At 60.7% G+C, this 18,042-nt stretch carries 15 protein-coding genes and 1 tRNA gene; 6 read left to right on the forward strand and 10 right to left on the reverse strand.

All coding sequences use genetic code 11. From position 1 onward, the window contains the following. Positions 1-154: 154 nt before the first annotated feature. From BN2475_RS00820 to BN2475_RS00835, 4 genes are all read right to left on the reverse strand, one after another. Positions 155-1,696 carry a sensor domain-containing diguanylate cyclase gene (locus BN2475_RS00820; protein WP_094777689.1) on the reverse strand — a complete coding sequence of 514 codons (1,542 nt, stop codon included), beginning with the start codon at positions 1,694-1,696 and terminating at the stop codon, positions 155-157. 230 nt (positions 1,697-1,926) lie between these two features. Continuing rightward, positions 1,927-4,692 (reverse strand): HAD-IC family P-type ATPase, encoded by a 2,766-nt coding sequence (locus tag BN2475_RS00825; protein ID WP_094777690.1) that lies wholly within the window; start codon positions 4,690-4,692, stop codon positions 1,927-1,929. 113 nt (positions 4,693-4,805) lie between these two features. Further along, positions 4,806-5,708: a polyphosphate kinase 2 family protein gene (locus BN2475_RS00830; protein WP_094777792.1), complete on the reverse strand. Its 903-nt coding sequence runs from the start codon at positions 5,706-5,708 to the stop codon at positions 4,806-4,808. 1,212 nt (positions 5,709-6,920) lie between these two features. After that, positions 6,921-8,687: a DNA methyltransferase gene (locus tag BN2475_RS00835; protein ID WP_094777691.1), complete on the reverse strand. Its 1,767-nt coding sequence runs from the start codon at positions 8,685-8,687 to the stop codon at positions 6,921-6,923. A 91-nt stretch (positions 8,688-8,778) separates the two neighbouring features. Here BN2475_RS00835 and BN2475_RS00840 point away from each other — a divergent pair, with 91 nt between their 5' ends. Then, entirely contained in the window at positions 8,779-9,003 is a 225-nt protein-coding gene (locus BN2475_RS00840) for a helix-turn-helix domain-containing protein (RefSeq protein ID WP_094777692.1), read from the forward strand. A 147-nt stretch (positions 9,004-9,150) separates the two neighbouring features. Beyond that, the gene (locus tag BN2475_RS33315; RefSeq protein WP_159444508.1) at positions 9,151-10,416 is read left to right on the forward strand and encodes a hypothetical protein; all 1,266 of its coding nucleotides are present in this window, start codon (positions 9,151-9,153) and stop codon (positions 10,414-10,416) included. 553 nt (positions 10,417-10,969) lie between these two features. Here BN2475_RS33315 and BN2475_RS00850 read toward each other — a convergent pair. The 5 genes from BN2475_RS00850 to BN2475_RS00870 all read right to left on the reverse strand — a co-directional run bounded on the left by BN2475_RS00850 (position 10,970) and on the right by BN2475_RS00870 (position 13,546). After that, positions 10,970-11,045: transfer RNA gene (locus tag BN2475_RS00850), tRNA-Ala, on the reverse strand. Positions 11,046-11,113: 68 nt separating this feature from the next. After that, positions 11,114-11,464, reverse strand: a complete 351-nt coding sequence (locus BN2475_RS00855) for a c-type cytochrome (RefSeq protein WP_094777694.1) — start codon at positions 11,462-11,464, stop codon at positions 11,114-11,116. Continuing rightward, positions 11,461-12,252 (reverse strand): BON domain-containing protein, encoded by a 792-nt coding sequence (locus BN2475_RS00860; RefSeq protein WP_094777695.1) that lies wholly within the window; start codon positions 12,250-12,252, stop codon positions 11,461-11,463. Before BN2475_RS00860 ends, BN2475_RS00855 begins: the two co-directional genes overlap by 4 nt. A 26-nt stretch (positions 12,253-12,278) precedes the next feature. Then, positions 12,279-12,866, reverse strand: a complete 588-nt coding sequence (locus BN2475_RS00865) for a phosphoheptose isomerase (RefSeq protein ID WP_094777696.1) — start codon at positions 12,864-12,866, stop codon at positions 12,279-12,281. A gap of 215 nt (positions 12,867-13,081) precedes the next feature. Next, positions 13,082-13,546, reverse strand: coding sequence for a YraN family protein (locus BN2475_RS00870; protein ID WP_094777697.1), 465 nt, complete (start codon positions 13,544-13,546; stop codon positions 13,082-13,084). A 247-nt stretch (positions 13,547-13,793) separates the two neighbouring features. Here BN2475_RS00870 and rsmI point away from each other — a divergent pair, with 247 nt between their 5' ends. Further along, the gene (gene rsmI / locus BN2475_RS00875; protein ID WP_094777698.1) at positions 13,794-14,672 is read left to right on the forward strand and encodes a 16S rRNA (cytidine(1402)-2'-O)-methyltransferase; all 879 of its coding nucleotides are present in this window, start codon (positions 13,794-13,796) and stop codon (positions 14,670-14,672) included. A gap of 185 nt (positions 14,673-14,857) precedes the next feature. On the opposite strand, the gene BN2475_RS00880 is transcribed toward rsmI, so the two are convergent. Then, the gene (locus BN2475_RS00880) at positions 14,858-15,460 is read right to left on the reverse strand and encodes a septal ring lytic transglycosylase RlpA family protein (RefSeq protein WP_425435439.1); all 603 of its coding nucleotides are present in this window, start codon (positions 15,458-15,460) and stop codon (positions 14,858-14,860) included. 637 nt (positions 15,461-16,097) lie between these two features. Between BN2475_RS00880 and BN2475_RS00885 the strand changes: the two genes are divergently transcribed. The 3 genes from BN2475_RS00885 to BN2475_RS00895 all read left to right on the forward strand — a co-directional run bounded on the left by BN2475_RS00885 (position 16,098) and on the right by BN2475_RS00895 (position 17,917). Then, complete coding sequence (locus BN2475_RS00885; protein WP_094777700.1) at positions 16,098-16,742, forward strand: MBL fold metallo-hydrolase; 645 nt, start codon at positions 16,098-16,100, stop codon at positions 16,740-16,742. Next, entirely contained in the window at positions 16,739-17,368 is a 630-nt protein-coding gene (locus BN2475_RS00890) for a 3'-5' exonuclease family protein (protein WP_094777701.1), read from the forward strand. Before BN2475_RS00885 ends, BN2475_RS00890 begins: the two co-directional genes overlap by 4 nt. 90 nt (positions 17,369-17,458) lie before the next feature. Beyond that, positions 17,459-17,917, forward strand: a complete 459-nt coding sequence (locus BN2475_RS00895; RefSeq protein WP_012431468.1) for an Lrp/AsnC family transcriptional regulator — start codon at positions 17,459-17,461, stop codon at positions 17,915-17,917. The last annotated feature ends 125 nt before the right edge of the window (positions 17,918-18,042 follow it).

Consider the following 18,042-nt stretch of genomic DNA (forward strand, 5'->3'; position numbering starts at 1 on the left):
GTGGCGAAAAGCGGGTCGGCAGGCGCCGTGCCGACGGGGCTACCAGGTTGTTTTATCGAGGCGGCCCCGAGCCCGCAGCTTCGTCGCTGGGTACGGCAAATGGGTGCGGCTGGGAACGCATGCGGTGTGGTCCCTGGCTGGGGCTACTGTGGAGTCAGCCGGCGTTGCGTACTTCGGTGTCCGGCGCTGTACTCGCCTCGCCGGCCTCGCGGGCCGCCACGTGTACGGTGGTGGCGCGATAGCACATCACACGGTTACGGCCCGCGTCCTTCGCATCGTAAAGCGCTCCGTCGGCGGCATTGATCAGCGCGCGGCTGTTCTGAATGAGCTGGTCGCGCGCCGTGGCGACGCCAATGCTCACGGTCAGCACATGATGCGAACTCGCCACGTGGCGACGCTGCAGCCCCTGCACCGCCGCTCGAATCCGCTCGGCGATATGCACCGCGGCGGCTTCGTCCGTATCCGGCAGCAGCACGGCGAACTCTTCGCCGCCGTAGCGCGCCGCCATGTCGCCTGGACGCCGCACGTTCTGCGCGATACGACGCGCCACGTCGATCAACGCGTCGTCGCCTGCCGAATGGCCGTACAGATCATTGAAGCCTTTGAAACTGTCGACGTCGATCAACAGCATCGACAGCGGCCACGCGTTGCGCTGCGCACGACGCCAATCCTCGTCCACCCGTTCCTGAAAGCTGCGGCGATTGTTCAGGCCGGTCAGCCCATCGGTGCGCGCCAGTTCACGCAACTCGTTCTCGGCCGCGAGACGACGGCTCATTTGCTGCGAGAAGAGGACGGCCAACGCGATGATCGTCACGTCGAGCGCGGCGATCAGCGAGCCGATGATCCACGCGCGCCGCCGCCATTCGATGTAGATATCGTGGGTGGACAGCGCGACGTCGAGGATCAGCGGATACATGTCGATATGACGGAACGCGTACCAGCGCTCGACGCCGTCGATCGCCGCCGTGCCGAAGAAGTCTCCGCTCGGCTGCTGCGTGAAGCGTGAATAGTTGGCGGTGCCAGTCAGATTGATGCCGATGATTTTCGGATCGTAAGGACGCCGCATCAACATCGTGCCGTCGGTCAGCATCAGCGCCATCGATCCGCTGGGACCAAGCTTCATCCCGTCGAACAGGCGGCGAAAATAAGTGAGGCGCATCGTGCCGACCACCACGCCGCCAAAGCTGCCATCAGGGCGCGAGATGCGCCGGCTCAGCGCGATGCTGACTTCCTTGGTGGTCGCCCTGGGGATGAACGGATGGCTGACATACAGGCCGACGTCGGGCGAGTCGCGCTGCACCTTGAAGTAATCGCGGTCGGCGAGATTGACCTGGCGCGGCGGAGAGGCGCGCGAATCGAACCTGATGTTGCCGGCCTCGTCGAGCACTAGCACCGAACCCATGTCTTTCGCGCTGACCGAGCCGTCGAACAGCACCATCTGGCGGATGGCCGGCTTCAGGTCCAGCACGCCAGGCTGCTTCAGCCCTTCGATCACCGCGCGCAGCGACAGGTCGTAGATCTCCAGATTGCGCGATACGTCGCGCTCGACCAGCAGCGACACATTGAACACGGAGTCCTGAGCGCGCCGCAATGCGTCTTCGCGCATCTGCGCCAGCAGCCATACGGCAATCGCCAGAATCGCGCTGGCCAGCACGATGCTGATCGCGATCACGATGTTCGGCCGGTGCGTCACCATTGACTGTTCGTTCGAGCGTGCGCTGGACTACGCGCGTAAAGAGATGCGCCGCATTCGCAGGCGCGGCTAGAGAACTGACAGCGTATCAAACGCCGCCGCGCGCCAATTGAGCGAATAGACGGGTGTTTGCCGGCTTCGACGCGGTTTCGACGCTCAACCAGCGTGCAGATCGAGCTCCGGTCCGCATGCCGCGCGGCTCAGCGCGCGGATGTCGGCGGCACCATTCATCACTAAGCCAAACGCCGAGGCTTGCCCGCCCCTTCCTCCTGAGAGGTCACCAATCCTCTCAATGCGGGTATGAGTCGAATGACGAGCTTCTCGATCTCCACCACGAGGAAAAACAGGAACCCTCCGCCGACGAGCCACAGCCACGCCGACCATGGCAGACCCTCTGTGTCGAAGACTGCATTGAATGGCAGCGTATAGGTGAACAGGAGCTGCAGCACCACGACACCAGCTATTCCGTACCAGAGATAGCGATTGCCCATGTGCGCGCGCAAGGATAGCGATGAATCGAGCAGGTACCGGCTGTTGAGAAGATAGAAGACCTGGCCCAGCGTAATGGCGTTGACGGCCGCCGTGCGCGCCATCTGGTCCGACGCGCCCTGCGCCTTCATCCAGAAGAAAGTCGACAGCGTATAGAGCACGAGCGCCGCGCCCACGAAGAGGATGCGCCAGATCCCGAAGCGCGTGACGATCGGCCGATCGATTGCACGCGGCGGCCGGCGCATGACGTCAGCCTCGTGTGGCTCGAACGAAATGGTCAGGCCGAGCGCCACGGAGGTGATCATGTTCACCCACAGGACCTGCGGCGCCGTGATCGGCAGCGTGAAGGCGAACAGGATCGCAACCGCGATCACCGCGCCCTGGGCGACATTGGTCGGCAGCAGGAAGAGCATCGCCTTCTCGATGTTGTTGTAGACCGTGCGGCCCTCCTTCACCGCTGCGGAGATCGACGCAAAATTGTCGTCGGCGAGGATCATCCCCGCCGCCTCCTTCGTCACCTCGGTGCCCTTGATGCCCATCGCGACTCCGATGTCCGCCTTCTTGAGTGCCGGCGCATCGTTGACGCCGTCGCCGGTCATGGCGACAACCTGCCGGTTGGCCTGGATCGCCTTGACGAGCCTCAGTTTGTGCTCGGGACTGGCGCGGGCGAAGACGTCGACGTCGCGCACACATTCCTGCAGCGCCCCATCGTTCATCGCCTCGATCTCGACGCCCGACACGGCCGTCTTGCCGTCGCCAATGCCAAGCATTCTTGCGATCGCCGCTGCCGTGATCTTGTGGTCGCCTGTGATCATGGTGACGCGGATGCCGCCGCCGTGGCATTCCCGCACGGCATCGATTGCCTCCTTGCGCGGCGGGTCCATGAGGCCCACGAGGCCGAGAAGCACGAGGTTGCGCGGCAGGTCCTGTGGCCCAAGGCCGCCGGTCGCGAGGCCAGGGGCCGGCAGCCATGCCAGCCCCAGCACGCGCTCACCTTGAGCGGCGAGCCGGTCTCCCTCTCTGGCGAAATGCTCACGATCGAGCTGCGCCGGGCCTGTCGCCGTCTGCTGCCGGTCGCAGTGGTCGAGGATCACTTCCGGCGCGCCCTTGACCAGCAGCATCTCGCCGTCCGCCGAACGGTTCAGCGTCGCCATGAACTTGTGCTCGGACTCGAAGGGAATCGCGTCGATCCTCGGTGCGGCGAGCCCCTCTGCGACGCGGTCCATGCCCAGCTTGGCGGCGAACGGATAGAGAGCGCCCTCGGTTGGGTCGCCCTCCACTTTCCATTTTCCGTCCTCTTCGAAGAGCTCGGCGTCGTTGCACAACGAGGACACGCGGCCCATCAGCGTGAGCACTTCCGGCGTGGCGGCGAGCGGCTTGCCATCGGCCCTGACTTCGCCCTCGGCGGCGTAGCCGTCGCCGGTGACGGCGTAGGCTGCTTCAGCCGTCACGGCGGAGGTCACCATCATCTCCATCAGGGTCAGCGTGCCCGTCTTGTCCGAACAGATGCGCGAGACGGACCCCAGCGTCTCGACCGCCGGCAGGCGGCGAATAATGGCATTGCGCTGCGCCATGCGCTGCACGCCGATTGCGAGCGTGATGGTGATGAGCGCCGGCAGGCCTTCCGGGATGACCGACACCGCGATCCCCACGACTGCCTGGAACAGCTCGACGAAGGTCATGTGTCCGAGCCAGTGGCCCCAGGAGAAGAGCAGTACGCTGACCACGGCGATGACGGCGGTGATGATGTAGCCGAAGGTCTTGATCTGGCGCAGGAGCGGCGTCTCGAGCACGCTGACCTCGGCGAGCATCTGGTTGATCCGGCCGAGTTCGGTTTGGCTCCCCGTTGCCACGACGACGCCGGTTGCCCGGCCGGACAAGACCATCGTGCCGCAGAACGCCATGTTTTCGCGGTCGCCGACGGTGGCCTTGGCGGATACCTGGGTGGTGCTCTTCTCGGCCGGGAGGGATTCGCCCGTTAGCGCCGCTTCCTCCGTGCGCAGGTTCTTGGTGTCGACGAGACGCATGTCCGCCGGAATCCTGTCGCCCGACTCCAGCAGCACGATGTCGCCTGGAACGAGATCCTCGGCGGGAACGAGGCGAACCGCTGCGCCACGCAGAACGCGCGCTTCAGCGGACAGCATATTGCTAATCGCGTCGAGCGCCTTCTCGGCACGTCCTTCCTGCAGGAAGCCCAGCAGCGAGTTGAGTATGACGACGGCCAGAATGACCGAACCGTCGAGCCAAAGGCCCAGCATGAACTTGATGAAACCGGCCGCAAGCAGGACGTAGATGAGGATGTTGTGGAACTGCGAAAGAAATCGAGCCAGCGGCCCCTTCTTCTTGCCCTTGGGCAGGCGGTTCGGCCCGTAGGTGCCCAGCCGCCCGGCCGCTTCGGCTGCATCGAGGCCCTGCGAAGGATCGACGTTGAATTGCCGCCCGATCTCGTCGGCCGGTATCGCATGCCACGGCGCTGCACCGATTCCAGAAGCAGTCTCAGCTGAGCTCATCTTCGTCTCTCCCGGTTGCAGTAAGTTCGGGTCGGGGGCCGGTCCCGATTGCCGGGACGGCCTGCTGGTTGATTGCGTCTCGGCACGTCTCGTCTCGTGGCGTCTCGTCGCGTTTACCCTTGCGCGTTCAGCTCCTCTCGCGCCGCAGCCAGATCCTTCATCTGCTCCGACGTGGCTTTCGGATATTCGAGGTCGAGCTTCTCCACCGCCTCGACGATCGCAGCCGCGACGATGAGCCGCGTGAAGGGTTTGTTGTCGGCGGGTACGACGAACCACGGGGCCGCTTTGGAAGCCGTCGCGCGGATTGCCTCGTCATAGGCCTGCATGTAGTCGTTCCAGTATCGACGCTCGCGAACGTCGGATGCGGAAAACTTCCAGTTCTTGTCGGGCTTGTCGAGACGGTCCAGAAATCGCTTCTTCTGTTCCTCGTATGACAGGTTCAAATAGAACTTGAGGATGACCACGCCCTGACGCGTGAGGTAGTCCTCGAATCGGGTGATGTCGGCGAGCCGCTCGGTCCATATGTTTGCGCGGACCAGATCAGGTGGGATTTTCTGCGCATCGAGCAGGTGCTGATGCACGCGCACCACCGGCACCTCCTCGTAGTAGGAGCGGTTGAAAATGCCGATGTGGCCGCGCTGGGGCACTTTCGTGGCATAGCGCCAGAGGAAGTCGTGGGAGAGATCCTCAACCGAGGGCTGCTTGAACGAGACGACATCGCACCCCTGTGGGTTGACGCGCGACATGACGTGCTTGATCGTGCCGTCCTTTCCCGCAGCGTCCATGGCCTGGAACACCAGCAGCACAGACCAGGAATCCTGCGCGTAGAGGATTTCCTGCTCCATCGCGAGCCATTCGGAACCGCGCCGGAGAAGTTGCACGGCTTCGTCCTTATGCATTTTGAGCCCCAGTGTGTCGCTGGGATCGAAATCGTTCAGGCGGAAATCTTGGCCGTTCGTGACGCGGAATGGGTCCGTGTACTTGCGTAGCGCGTCGAGTATTTCTTTGCGAACCATCGTCTCTTCCTCCACGATGTTTGCAAAATCGGTTACGCGATTTGCGAATGCTATGAGGGCACTGGAAGGCGGTGCGGGCGTGAAGTACCGGAGCGGGAGCGTTGCCGATGGCAGCGGCGTGGGCGCCACCACCGCCACGCGAGTGCGCCCGTGCTCCGATATCGCGCTGGATCGCCTGAGCGCCTCGGGCACGTACTCCTCCAAGGCCGGCTCCGCAGCTCTTCGCTCTTCGCTCAGGATCACGCCATGTTCGGTGGGACCGACCGAACGCGTGGTGCGCTGCAAAAGTCGGAGATGCAACCTGTCTTCAGGCGGCTCACGCGGTTGGTCATAGTCGGCTGCGGTAGATTCTGCTTTTCACTGACCGTTTCGAAGCATTGCGGAACTCCGGGTCCAAGCGAGCAGCATCGCAACCGCACTCGTGCGGCTCACTACTTTCTATTTACTCTCTGATGATAGGTTACAGATGATGCATCGTTCCAGATATCGCCACGGCGCCCGCTCGTCGCTCGGGCAGAACCATTGGTGAAGCAAATGGATGCGCAACATTGCTCCTGATTGGCATCACGACGATTGACGGTTCGCGGCTAGCCCGAGCAAAAAGACAACGGTCCTTTGTGTCGATACAATCCGTTGACAAACATTGCAGTCACCACGCGCCGGTGACCGCAAGTGAAACCGATCAGCTGCATTGCCAATACGGAAAGCGGAGGCGATTGATGCGATCCGAAAACCTAGTGTTTGAGAACTTCGATCTCATGCGTTCGCCAAACGAGGATGTGCGGAGTCGGCGATATCAAATTGATGTGTGCTGGTTTCGCGACACGATTACATCCATCGGTGGGCAATTTGACGTCCTAGTACGGTCGGACGTATATGCTTCGTGATCCCTTTGGTCGTTCCCAAATCACCCAACACTATTGCGACGCTTGGATTAGCTGTGGACACATGGCTCCGCGGGAGACCAGGTAGACAGGTATGTGCTGAGTTGAATGGTATTCAGGCTACAGCCGATACAAGAGAAGACTTTGATCGGCTCCTTGGATACGCTACCGTGTAGTTTTTTCTGTCCATCCACTCTGACAGTTGTTGCCAAGCCGGCGTCCGACTTAGTCATTCACAAGAACACTCATTTCCGCGGTGCCAGGGTCGTGGGAATGAGGGGTCAAGCTGTGTGCAGCCGATTGCCGTCTTTGTGAGAACATTGCAATCCTAGTGTTCGCTTCCGTAACCGTCCTTTTTAAGGAAGAGGATAGCTTCGCTGTAAGTTCCGTGAGAACCGGGCCGAGCTGCGAAGTCCATCTTTGGAAGCTCCAGCGTCTGTACACGATCTAGACGAAAACCGATCTTAAACTTTGGTTCAGTCGCAAGTTCGGTTATGGCGGCGACCATATCAAAGCGGCGCAGAACGCGCCGAGTCGTCATCTCGTAAAACATATGTTCTTTGCTTACCACCAAGGCGACCATGCCACCTGGCTTGAGGACTCGCTTCATCTCCCGCAGCGAATGCCCTAGCTTTTCGAAATAGGCGGCAGTCGGCTTTGCCTTGGATTTGCGTTCGCGCTGCGGCAACATCCAATTAACTAGCTCGGTCACGCTTTCAGGCAGGTTCTCGTTCGCCGGAACGGCTAAGATGCTTCCTACAATCTGACTTTCACATTCATGGATTGCTTCTTCAGTCATCAATCCGAGAGCAACCAGCGAAGCTGCTCGACTTCGCAGATAAGTCTCTCGCCCCGACGCCGCCGGAAGATACGGAGGTGAGGTAACCACCGCGTCGACACTGTCGTCCGCAAGCGGCAACTTTGCACAATCGCTAACGCCAACGGAAACGTCGCCGTACTGATCGACCATACCTCCGTCTCTCAGAGCGCCCCAGCTGTCTAGCTTTCGCAACATAAATTCCAGCTGCGCCCGGAAGATCGCATATACGGAGCGTTTTGCTATTTCTAGAGCAAACCGATTGTCACCCGTCCCCATCCATCGCAAGGAAACTTTGGTGGCCAACGCGTGACTGAGCGCCAGTTCGAAGAGTTCCTTCGTCTCCTTGTCCTGGCAATTGGAGATAATTTGCTTTATGAAAGTAGCTTCGGATTCGATCTCCGTGCGAACCTCTGGTGTCAAGCGCCTAGGGTTCCGCTCAAGCAGAAATCGCGGCAGCTCATACGGGGTTGTGCCGGAAATCAAATCCGGCACTACACTGCTTGCTTTTGCTGGTAATCGAGCCGCAGCCTCGCGGAACTTTTGCAGATCAAGATGCCCTAGCACAGCTTTCGAATCTGAAATGAACGCCGAAAGAGGGTCGAGATCAAACTCAACGGCTTGCATTCCCATCAGGGACGCCTCGACACCTGTGGTGCCGCTACCGCAATAGGGATCAAGAACAACACCGGCAGAATCTGGGCAAGTGTAATTGATCAGCGAACGTGCCAGACGCGGGAAGAACTTAGCTTTATATTTGTGGAATCCATGGGTCAGGTATTCGTTTTTTCGCCTTGAAATGGGCGTCAACGGCGCACGTGTTGCGGCACTGACCGCTGCAGCGCCGGCCTCGTAAAGCTGCGATAAGGAGTGGCGCGACCGCAACGCGGCGCAAATATCCTTGCTGTCCTTTGCATACGCTGTCCACTCCAGCACTTGCGACTGAGTTGCAAACGTCAGCACACCATCGATTTCTGCCCAAGCATTGCCAACAGCGAGCGCCTCTGGATCGATCTCGTTAGCTTCGCGAAGAAAAAGCAAATCCCAAAATGCGAACCGACGAAGAATAGTCTTCGCAATGTCCACCGTCACCTCGGTTACGAAGGTGCGGTGCCCCTCGATAAGCCAAGGTAGCTGAGGCACATTAAGCGAACGCCCGGCCTCGCCTGGAGAAATCTCCCTAAGTGGTTGTCCGATAAGGCTTTGCGCTTCCAGAAGGGCCAAGTGTTGATCGTCGTTCGACTCAACGTCTCGTTTATAGGTAAGGACAGCAAGCATGCAGTAAGGCGCGTGGCGCTACTTATAGTCTGTAGACTCATAGTGTACATGAAAGAAAAATGTGAGTCGAGCGAGAAAAACGACTACTGCAATGCAATGCACGAATACGCACACCTTGAGAACCCGATTCGCTAAGCGATTACGCGAACACCGGCTGAGAAGCGGCTTTTCTCAAGAAGAACTGGCCGAAAGATGTGGATTACACCGCACCTACATTGGCTCAGTTGAACGTGGTGAGCGAAATATATCTATAGACAACATTGAGCGCATTGCGGAGAGCCTCGGCGTTTCCGCAAGCATGCTGTTGGAAGAATAAGAAATGGCGTCGAATGAGACAAAGCGCAGTCGATTCAGTGGCCCATGTACAGACTGTGGTTATAAAAACGACTGTAAGGCGTATGTGGAGTTATCAGATCATCTGTTCAGTCACGCCAAGTTCAATAGTGAACCGGTATTGTCTGTTATGGATCAGGCACTCGATGAACTCGTTCGTTTGTATATAGGTTCTCTCGGGATTCTCCGTTCTCAGCGTAGACTGGAGCAAAGCGCATTGGGCAACGCGCTGTCTGCGCTAGTGGACCTTTGCATAACAGGCATTTATACGAATGGGCTCATTAATGACCGCGCTGAATTTGTTCAAGAGGCGCTCATTTGTCGCGATGGGCACGCCATTTTCCCCTACACATGGATGTGCCCAGTTTGCGTTGCTGCTGGCCGTTCACGTCCAGACTGCTACTTGCCTGGTGCGCGAAGGGAAAAAAAGAATGGAAAAATCCGAGATTTTCCCAATGTTGATCGGCTTGCCAAACCGGGAGGCCGTGCTATCGGCGATCAAGGCATACAGGCGATCAAGTCGCTGCTTAGGGCCGTGCTAAAGGTTAGCGATCCAACTGCGCGATTGCGCGACGGTGGCGGCGCAAGGGGCGAGTTTGATCTTACAGTAGCAACGCACGAGGTCCTTGCCTTTATTGAGGTTAAGGCAAAGCCTTTGGTGTCTTATCCTCTCGTAGTTGATATCAGTGATAGTGATAATAGGGAAAAACATCATCGCTGGCAGAATATTTCCGCAGGAGCAGCTAAGTCTTTTTCCTTGTTTTTAGGGGCGATAAAAGAATTTCTGAATCTATCTCGGCCCACAATCGACAATGTCGACTCGTGGCCACTTCCTGATTTGGCCAGACTTGCTGGGAATCCAGACACCGTCGCTTGTATCATCGATAATTGGTCGCAGCACGCTTCAGCTTATGCGACTTGGAAAGACGAGCCCGACAGGCTCCGCTGGCATCGGTTTGGCTGCGGAAATTTCAACACTGATGATATCGACGGTACACGTGTTGAGAAGCGCGTCGCAAATACTAAGGAGTTACCTGGATTAGACCGAACGGATGATATAAAGAAAGGGGCCGCACAGGTTTTGCGATATAGCCGACTCAAATTCCTTTGTGAGAAAAGGTCACTGCATTCAGTCTTAATGGGAAACACTGATGCATTAACTCACCACGATGACTATGTCTCACCTCTCTTGCACTTGAAGGTTATTGACTCTCAGGGAGCCCCCGAAAGGACTGAGTGGATTTTTGATGCGATGATCGGCCTGACGCATAATCATTTCAATGCCTCAAAGCTAGGTGAGATTTTCGCGTTTGAACGGTTGCTGACTGCGTTGACCCCACCGACGAACGACTTGACCGAGGCACTTGCGCATGCGCAGGACGCGTCGCTTCCTTGAGCAGCATTGTTGCAAGTTCGTTTCCGGCTGCGCACTGTCTCGCGAACGCTTCGCAATAGCGAACCAGCGACTCCTCATCAACGGCATCCAACACATACCTGCGCCAGACTTCTGTTTAGCCAATGCGGGTCAATAGCTAGTGCTAAGTGAGACAGTCCTGCCAGCAGGTTCCCGCCAGCGTGGCGACCGCTGTGACCCCGCAGATTTGCAAAAGCGGGCTTCATGTCGTGGTTCGCGCATGCCAAATTTCCTTATGTTCCGACTTGCAAGGCAGAATCTGGAAACGCGCGGCCGCCAGCGCACGTCGCACAAGGCGAGTTGCAAAGGTGCGCCGGCCCGAGATGGAGTGAGCGGACAAATTGGAAGACGGAGCGTGGATATCAGAACTGCATCGCAAGATTGACCATCCGGTCAACCCTGCGTCCTCCTCGGCGTCAGACAGACGAACTGTCTGTCACCCCGACGTCACGCTGCGGGATGTCAAACTGGACCATGACGGAAGCGCCAGCAAATAAAAAACCGGCCTAAGTGGCCGGTTTTAAAGAAAATCCCGTGGTGGAGAGGAGGAGGATCGAACTCCCGACCTTCGCATTGCGAACGCGACGCTCTCCCAGCTGAGCTACCCCCCCAATGTGCGAATAATTCTAGCACAGCCATTTTCGCTTTTGCCAAACCCGCCAAGGCAGCCGCCAACCCCTCACTTCGCCGGCGCCCCCGCCAGCACCCAACCCACCACCGCGTGAATGTCGGCATCGCTCATCGACTGATGCGCCGGCATCGGGATCATGCCCCACACGCCGGAGCCGCCGTCCTTAACCTTGCGCGCCAGTTTCACCGGCGCCTGCGCATCGCCCTTGTACTTCGCGGCAATCTGCTGAAACGATGGGCCGACCAGCTTGCGGTCCACTGCGTGACACCCCATGCAGGCATTTGCATCAGCGACTATCCTGCCGCGCGGCGCATCGGCTGCGCTTGCCGCTGTCGCCAAACCACCCGCCAGCGCACCGAGCATCAGCGCAGTGACAGCGACGGCAACCTCGCGCTTCATGGCGTCGCCTTCGGATTACCCGGACGCACCGAGTTCGAATTGCTGACCGGCGCGGGCGCCTGCTGCTCGAGCGGCCGCGCGCTCACCGATGAATCGGGAATCGCGCCCACCGTCGGTTCGGCCGCTTCCGGCTGCGAAGCGGCCACCGGCGCGGTGGCCGCCGCAGTGGTTGCGGCTGCGGCTTCCTGCGGCTGAATGTACTGGAACACCTTCACGACCTGCGTCACGCCCGGCACGCGGCTCGCGACATCTGCGCCGCGATTGCCTTCGTCCATCGTGACGAGCCCCATCAGAAACACCGAGCCTCGCTCGGCCACCACCTTGAAGTCGTTCGCTGAAATGTTCTTCTCGGCGATCAGCGCAGTCTTCACGCGCGTTTCGAGGTAAGTGTCATTGGTGCGCGATGAGAACGAGCTGGCCGGCATGATCGCCAGTTCGTTGACGATCGTACTGACGTTGTTCAAGCCACGCACGATATTCTCAGCGCGCTGCTTCGACGCCTCCCCCGCCACCTCGCCGGTCAGCAACACGCGACGGTTGAACACCGCCACGTTGACGTGCGCACTGTCCGGCAGATTCTGGCTGATCTGCGACAGCGCCTTCACCTGCAACTCGCGATCTTCGGTCTGCGCGCCGAGCGTGCGCCGGTCGGACGCCACCAGCGCGCCGCCGCCCGCCGCACCGGCGACGGCGAGAAAGCAGCCCTGCAACGTTGCGGACAGCCCCGCCGCGAACCCAATCACCAGCACGGTTCTCACCAGTGTCTTCTTGATGCGGAATACGCTCATCAACTAGCTCTCCTTCGGGATCAGTCTCAGTCTTCGCCCAGCAACATGGCATCGATGCCGTCGCATAGACAATGGATAGTCAGCAAGTGCACTTCCTGAATGCGCGCGGTACGGTCCGACGGCACGCACACGTGGATGTCGGTATCGCTCAGTACTTCCTGCATGGGTCCGCCGCCTTTGCCGGTCAGCGCCACCACGATCATTTCGCGCTCGTGCGCGGCTTCGATCGCGGCCAGCACATTCGCGGAGTTGCCGGAGGTGGTGATCGCGAGCAGCACGTCGCCCGGTTGACCGAGCGCCCAGACCTGCTTCGAGTAAATCTGCTCGAACGAATAGTCGTTGGCGAGGGCGGTAAGCACGGACGTGTCGGTAGTCAGCGCGATCGCCGGCAAGCCGGGCCGCTCGCGCTCGAAGCGGCCGATCAGTTCGGCGGCGAAATGCTGCGCGTCTGCCGCCGAGCCGCCATTGCCGCACGCAAGAATGCGATTGCCATTGGCCAGCGCGGCGAACATCGTGTCGATCGCAGCGGCGATCGGCATCGACAGGGTTTCGAGGGCTTCGAGCTTGACTGCCGCGCTGTCGCGGAAGTGTTGTTGAATGCGTTCGACTGACATCGAGTCTCTATCTTCTGCCGCGAGTGGACCGCACTGCGCGGTCGTGTTGTGAAGTCGTAATGCGAGTCGCGCCACGTCGACGACCCTGCCGGCAACGGGGCGCCCGAGCGCGAATACATCACAAAATGCGCGGCTTCCTGAGTTGTCGGCGTTGCCCGTCACCGGCACGCGAGCGCAAGTTTATCGCACTCACGACCGTTCCCCGCTCACGGACGTCAGACTTCGTCGGCGCGAAATGCATCGCGCAACCAGACGAGCTGGCCAGCTTCGAAAGCAATCACGTCGAAACGGCATACGGGCGGCTCCTGCAAACCGCGGCTGCGGGTGGCCAGGTAGTGCTGCGCCGCACGCACGATGCGCCGTTTCTTTTGCCAGCCGATGCTCGCCACCGCGCCGCCATACCGGCGCTGCGCACGTGCGCGAACTTCGACGAAGACCAGCGTGCCGTCGCGATCGCGCATCACGAGATCGATCTCGCCGCGTGGGCACGACACATTGCACGCGACGAACCGCAAACGCTGGCGCTGCAAAAACTCTCGCGCACGCGCCTCGAAAGCGTCACCGACGAGCTTGGACCGGCCGGGCCCAGAAAAGTTGTGCCGGCCGGCGGCCACGCTTAGCGGCACGGTCAGACGCGCCGTGATCGGCGCACTTGCCGGCTTACTGATGGACTCATTCATCGACGCACTCACCGCATCACTCACCGACTCACCCGTCGACTTACTCGCCGCATCACTGATCGACTCCCCTATCGACTCCCCCATCGACTCCCCCATCGACTCACTCATCGCCCCACTCATCGCCCCACTCATCGACTCCCCCATCGACTCACTCGCCGCATCACTCACCGACCCGCCGCCGCCCGGACCGCGCGGCGCTGCGTGGCACAATGTTGGCCTCTTTCCGTCTGTTTGCGTCTTCTGCCTCATGACTCCTCTTTCCGAACTCGCACAAGGGCAGCAGTACCCCACCGCCGCGCTGTATGTGGTGGCTACGCCGATCGGCAACATCGCCGACGTCACGCTGCGCGCGTTGCATGTGCTCGGACTGGTGGACCGCATCGCCGCCGAAGACACCCGCAACACGGGCCAGTTGCTCGCGCGCTATGGCATCTCGAAGCCGCTCGTCGCCGTGCATCAGCACAACGAGCGCGCCGCGGCGCTGCGCCTCATCGAACATCTGCAAGCGGGCGAACGCGTGGCCTATGTGTCCGATGCAGGCACGCCGGGCATCTCGGATCCCGGCGCGAAACTCGTCGACGCCGTCCGGGAAGCCGGCTTTCCAGTCATCCCATTGCCCGGCGCAAGCGCACTCGCGACCGCGTTGAGCGTGGCCGGCGACTGGGTCGCGACGTTTTCCTTCCTCGGCTTCCTGCCGTCGAAGGCCAAGGCCCGCGCCGCGACGCTGCAGTCGCTCGCGAAACATCCTCACGCGATGGTGTTCTACGAGGCGCCGCACCGGATCGTCGAAACCGTGCAGGCATTGGCCGACGCGTTCAGCGGCGAGCGCAGGTTGCTGATCGCGCGGGAATTGACAAAGTTACATGAAGCGCTACACCGCGGCACCCTGGCCGAAGGGCCAACGTGGCTGGCTGCCGATCCGAACCGGCAACGCGGTGAATTCGTGCTGGTGGTGGAAGGCGCGCCGCAGGAAGCCGCCGGCGAACACGATCACGACGCGTTGCTGGGCATTCTGCTGGAAGAGTTGACCGTGAGTAGCGCGGCGAAGGTGGCGGCGGCCATTACCGGCGCGCCGCGCAACGCGCTGTACGCACGCGCGTTGGCGCTGAAGGCGGACGACGCATAGAAACAGAAGCGGCCGAGAAGCGGTCGAGACGCGACCGAGAAACGACCGAGAAGCGGCCAAGAAGCGGCCGCGCAAAACATAAGGGCCGCGCAATGCGGCCCTTCGTTTTTCCACCGACAACGGCATAAACGGCTGCCGGCTCGCACGACGCGTGGAGCGCACGCGCGGCGGCTATATCTGCTACATCACTTATCGGCGGCCGGACCCGAGTTCGACGCCAGCGTTTCGTCAAGCTCCGCGCGGGCTTCCCGCTGCGTCAGACCTTCAATCAAGACGCGCGCCGTGCCGACGTGGCGCATGTTGAGCGCGGCCGCGGCGGCCATCGACAGATCGATCACCCGGCCGCGCGCATAGGGGCCGCGGTCGTTGATACGTACCACGACCGAGCGCGAGGTGGCCGGATTGGTCACGCGCACATACGAACCGAGTGGCAGCGTGCGGTGCGCGGCCGTCAATGCGTGCATGTCGTAACGTTCGCCGTTGGCGGTACGGTGGCCATGAAAGCCACGGCCGTACCAGGATGCGCGACCCGTCTGATGAAAGTCCGAAACGTCCGAACCTTCGTCAGTCAGCGGCTTCGCGTCGGCCAGCAAACCGCCCTTGACGACGATGTCAGAGGCCGGCGCGCTGCCAAAGGACTGCGGACCAAAGGTCGCTGCCTGCGCTTTCTTCGTGCTGCGCAGCACGTCGTTTGCAGACGTGTCGGTGGCGCTTGGCGGCGTGGCACAGCCAGCCAGCACAAAAAAGGCAAAAGTTGTCCCTAGACTACGGGTTAACCGAGTTTTCATAAGACGTGTAATCACGTTGTCGAGCCGCATCACGCGACAAGTTGCGCGTGTTGCCTGCGACTCCGGCGGTAACGGACGACGACGCGCCGCGCTGACAAGCGCAGTACGCCAAAGCCCGGATGCGGCTCACTCAGCCGCTACCGCACGGTTAATTTTCACGTCTGGCGCAACCTGTCCCCGGCAGCCTGACCAGACCCCACATGCCGCCATCGAACGTGGCAAAACACGTTCTTGCGCGCGCAACTCAGCGCGCAGGAACGGCGGCGTAGGCCCCACCCAGCGTCACGGCAGTTAAGTCCGTAGCAGGCGCGCGGCGCCTGGCTGGGCAAGACGTGTGCATCGAATGCATCGATACCTGATGGCCGTCGACAAACTTGACAGCCCGTACTTGAATGGCGATCCGCGATCCCGTATTCATGGGGACGCATCGCCGCGTGGCACACACAGTTTCCTGTGCATGAGGTCTATTATACCCAAAACAATTTCCTGGGTCGGCAAGTGGCTGAAAACCTTGATCAATTGTCACATCTGCCGCAAAAATGAGCAGACGAAACGCCGCCAGCAAGGCTTCAACGCCCGCCACGGGCGCGCTCAAGAGGCCGGTACAATCAACGTTTTTCCAGCGGCGCCGTCATCCATGAAAGTCACATTGATCCCCGTCACGCCCTTCCAGCAGAACAGCTCGCTGCTCGTTTGCGAGGCGACCGGACGCGCGGCCATCGTCGATCCGGGCGGCGACCTCGACGTCATCCAGGGCGAGATCACGCGCCAGCACGTGACGGTCGAGAAAGTCGTCCTGACCCATGGCCATATCGACCACTGCGCCGGCGCGAAGACGCTCGCCACGCACTACGGGGTGCCGATCGAGGGCCCGCATCCGGACGAGCGCTTCTGGCTCGACAAGCTGCCGGATCAAAGCACGCGCTTCGGTTTTCCAGCCGCCGACGCATTCGAACCCGACCGCTGGCTGCACAACGGCGACACCGTGCAATTCGGCGACGAAACCCTCGAGGTCTACCATTGCCCGGGCCATACGCCGGGTCACGTGGTGTTCTTCAGCCGTGCGCATCGGCTCGCGCTGGTGGGTGACGTGCTGTTTGCCGGATCGATCGGCCGGACCGATTTTCCGCGTGGCAATCACGCGGATCTGGTGCGCTCGATCCGTGAAAAACTCTGGCCGCTCGGCGACGACGTCACTTTCGTGCCTGGCCACGGCCCCACCTCGACGTTTGGCGCGGAACGCCGCACCAATCCGTACGTCGCCGATGGGGTGCAAGCATGAGCAGCGAAATCTACGTGAGTACCGATGTGGAAGCGGACGGCCCGATCCCCGGCCCGCATTCCATGTTGAGCTTCGCGTCCGCCGCGTACACCGAAGACAAGCAGCTGATCGGCACGTTCTCCGCGAACCTCGAATTGCTCGAAGGGGCGAGCCCGCATCCGGTGCAGGAAGCGTGGTGGAAGACCCAGCCCGAGGCGTGGGCGGCCTGCCGCAAGGACTTGCAGACGCCCGAGGCCGCACTGATGGCCTATGTCGACTGGGTCGAGGCGCTGCCGGGCAAGCCGGTATTCGTGGCGATGCCCGCCGGCTTCGACTTCACCTATATGTTCTGGTACATGATGCGGTTTGCCGGCCGCTGCCCGTTCTCATGGTCCGCGCTCGACATCAAGACGCTGGCCTTCGCGATGACCGGCCTGCCGTACCGCAAAAGCATCAAGCCGCGCTTTCCGAAACACTGGTTCGACGATCTTCCGCATACGCACGTCGCACTGGATGACGCGATCGAACAGGGCGCGCTTTTCTGCAACATGCTAAAGGATCTGCGCGCCGGCCAGGCGGCTCTCGTTGCGGCCGCCAAAGAAGGGGACGGCACAGGGCAAAACGCCGCTGAGGAACCGGCAAATTAGGCAATCTCCCTCGACGAAGCCGTTTTACATTGCGTTTCGTTTTCGCGCCCTCTACCATGCGTTGATACGGCGACGCAAACGGAGGCGCAGTTGACACTCGATACGTTCTCACAAAAGATCCTGCGTCTGCTGCAGCTCGACGCACGCCGCTCCGTGCAGGAAATCTCCGACCAGGTTGGCCTGTCGAGCACGCCATGCTGGCGGCGTATCAAGGACATGGAACAGTCGGGGGTGATCCAGCGCTACACAGCGCTGCTCGATCGGGAAAAGCTCGGACTGCACGTTTGCGCACTCGCGCATATCCACCTGACTCGCCACACGGAGGGCGGCGTCGAACAGTTCGAACGGGAAATCGCCACCTGCCCTGAAGTCACCGAGTGCTACAGCACGACCGGCGAATCCGACTACATCCTCAAGATCGTTGCGCCGGACATCAAGGCATACGATAGCTTTCTGCACGAACGCATCTTCAAGATTCCAGCCGTCGCGCAGGTGCGCACGAGCGTCGTGCTACGCGAGATCAAATTCGATACGCAGTTGCCGCTGTAGTGGGCACTGTAATGGGCGCTGTGACGGCCGCAGTGGCTGCCGCTGTGACCGCCGCTGCGACCGCTCAAGACGGGCACAGTCCGCCGCGCGCCCGTACATCCCGACCCGGCTCGATTCAACCAGCG

The sequence above is a fragment of the Paraburkholderia ribeironis genome, from assembly GCF_900019265.1.
GTDB lineage: Bacteria > Pseudomonadota > Gammaproteobacteria > Burkholderiales > Burkholderiaceae > Paraburkholderia > Paraburkholderia ribeironis.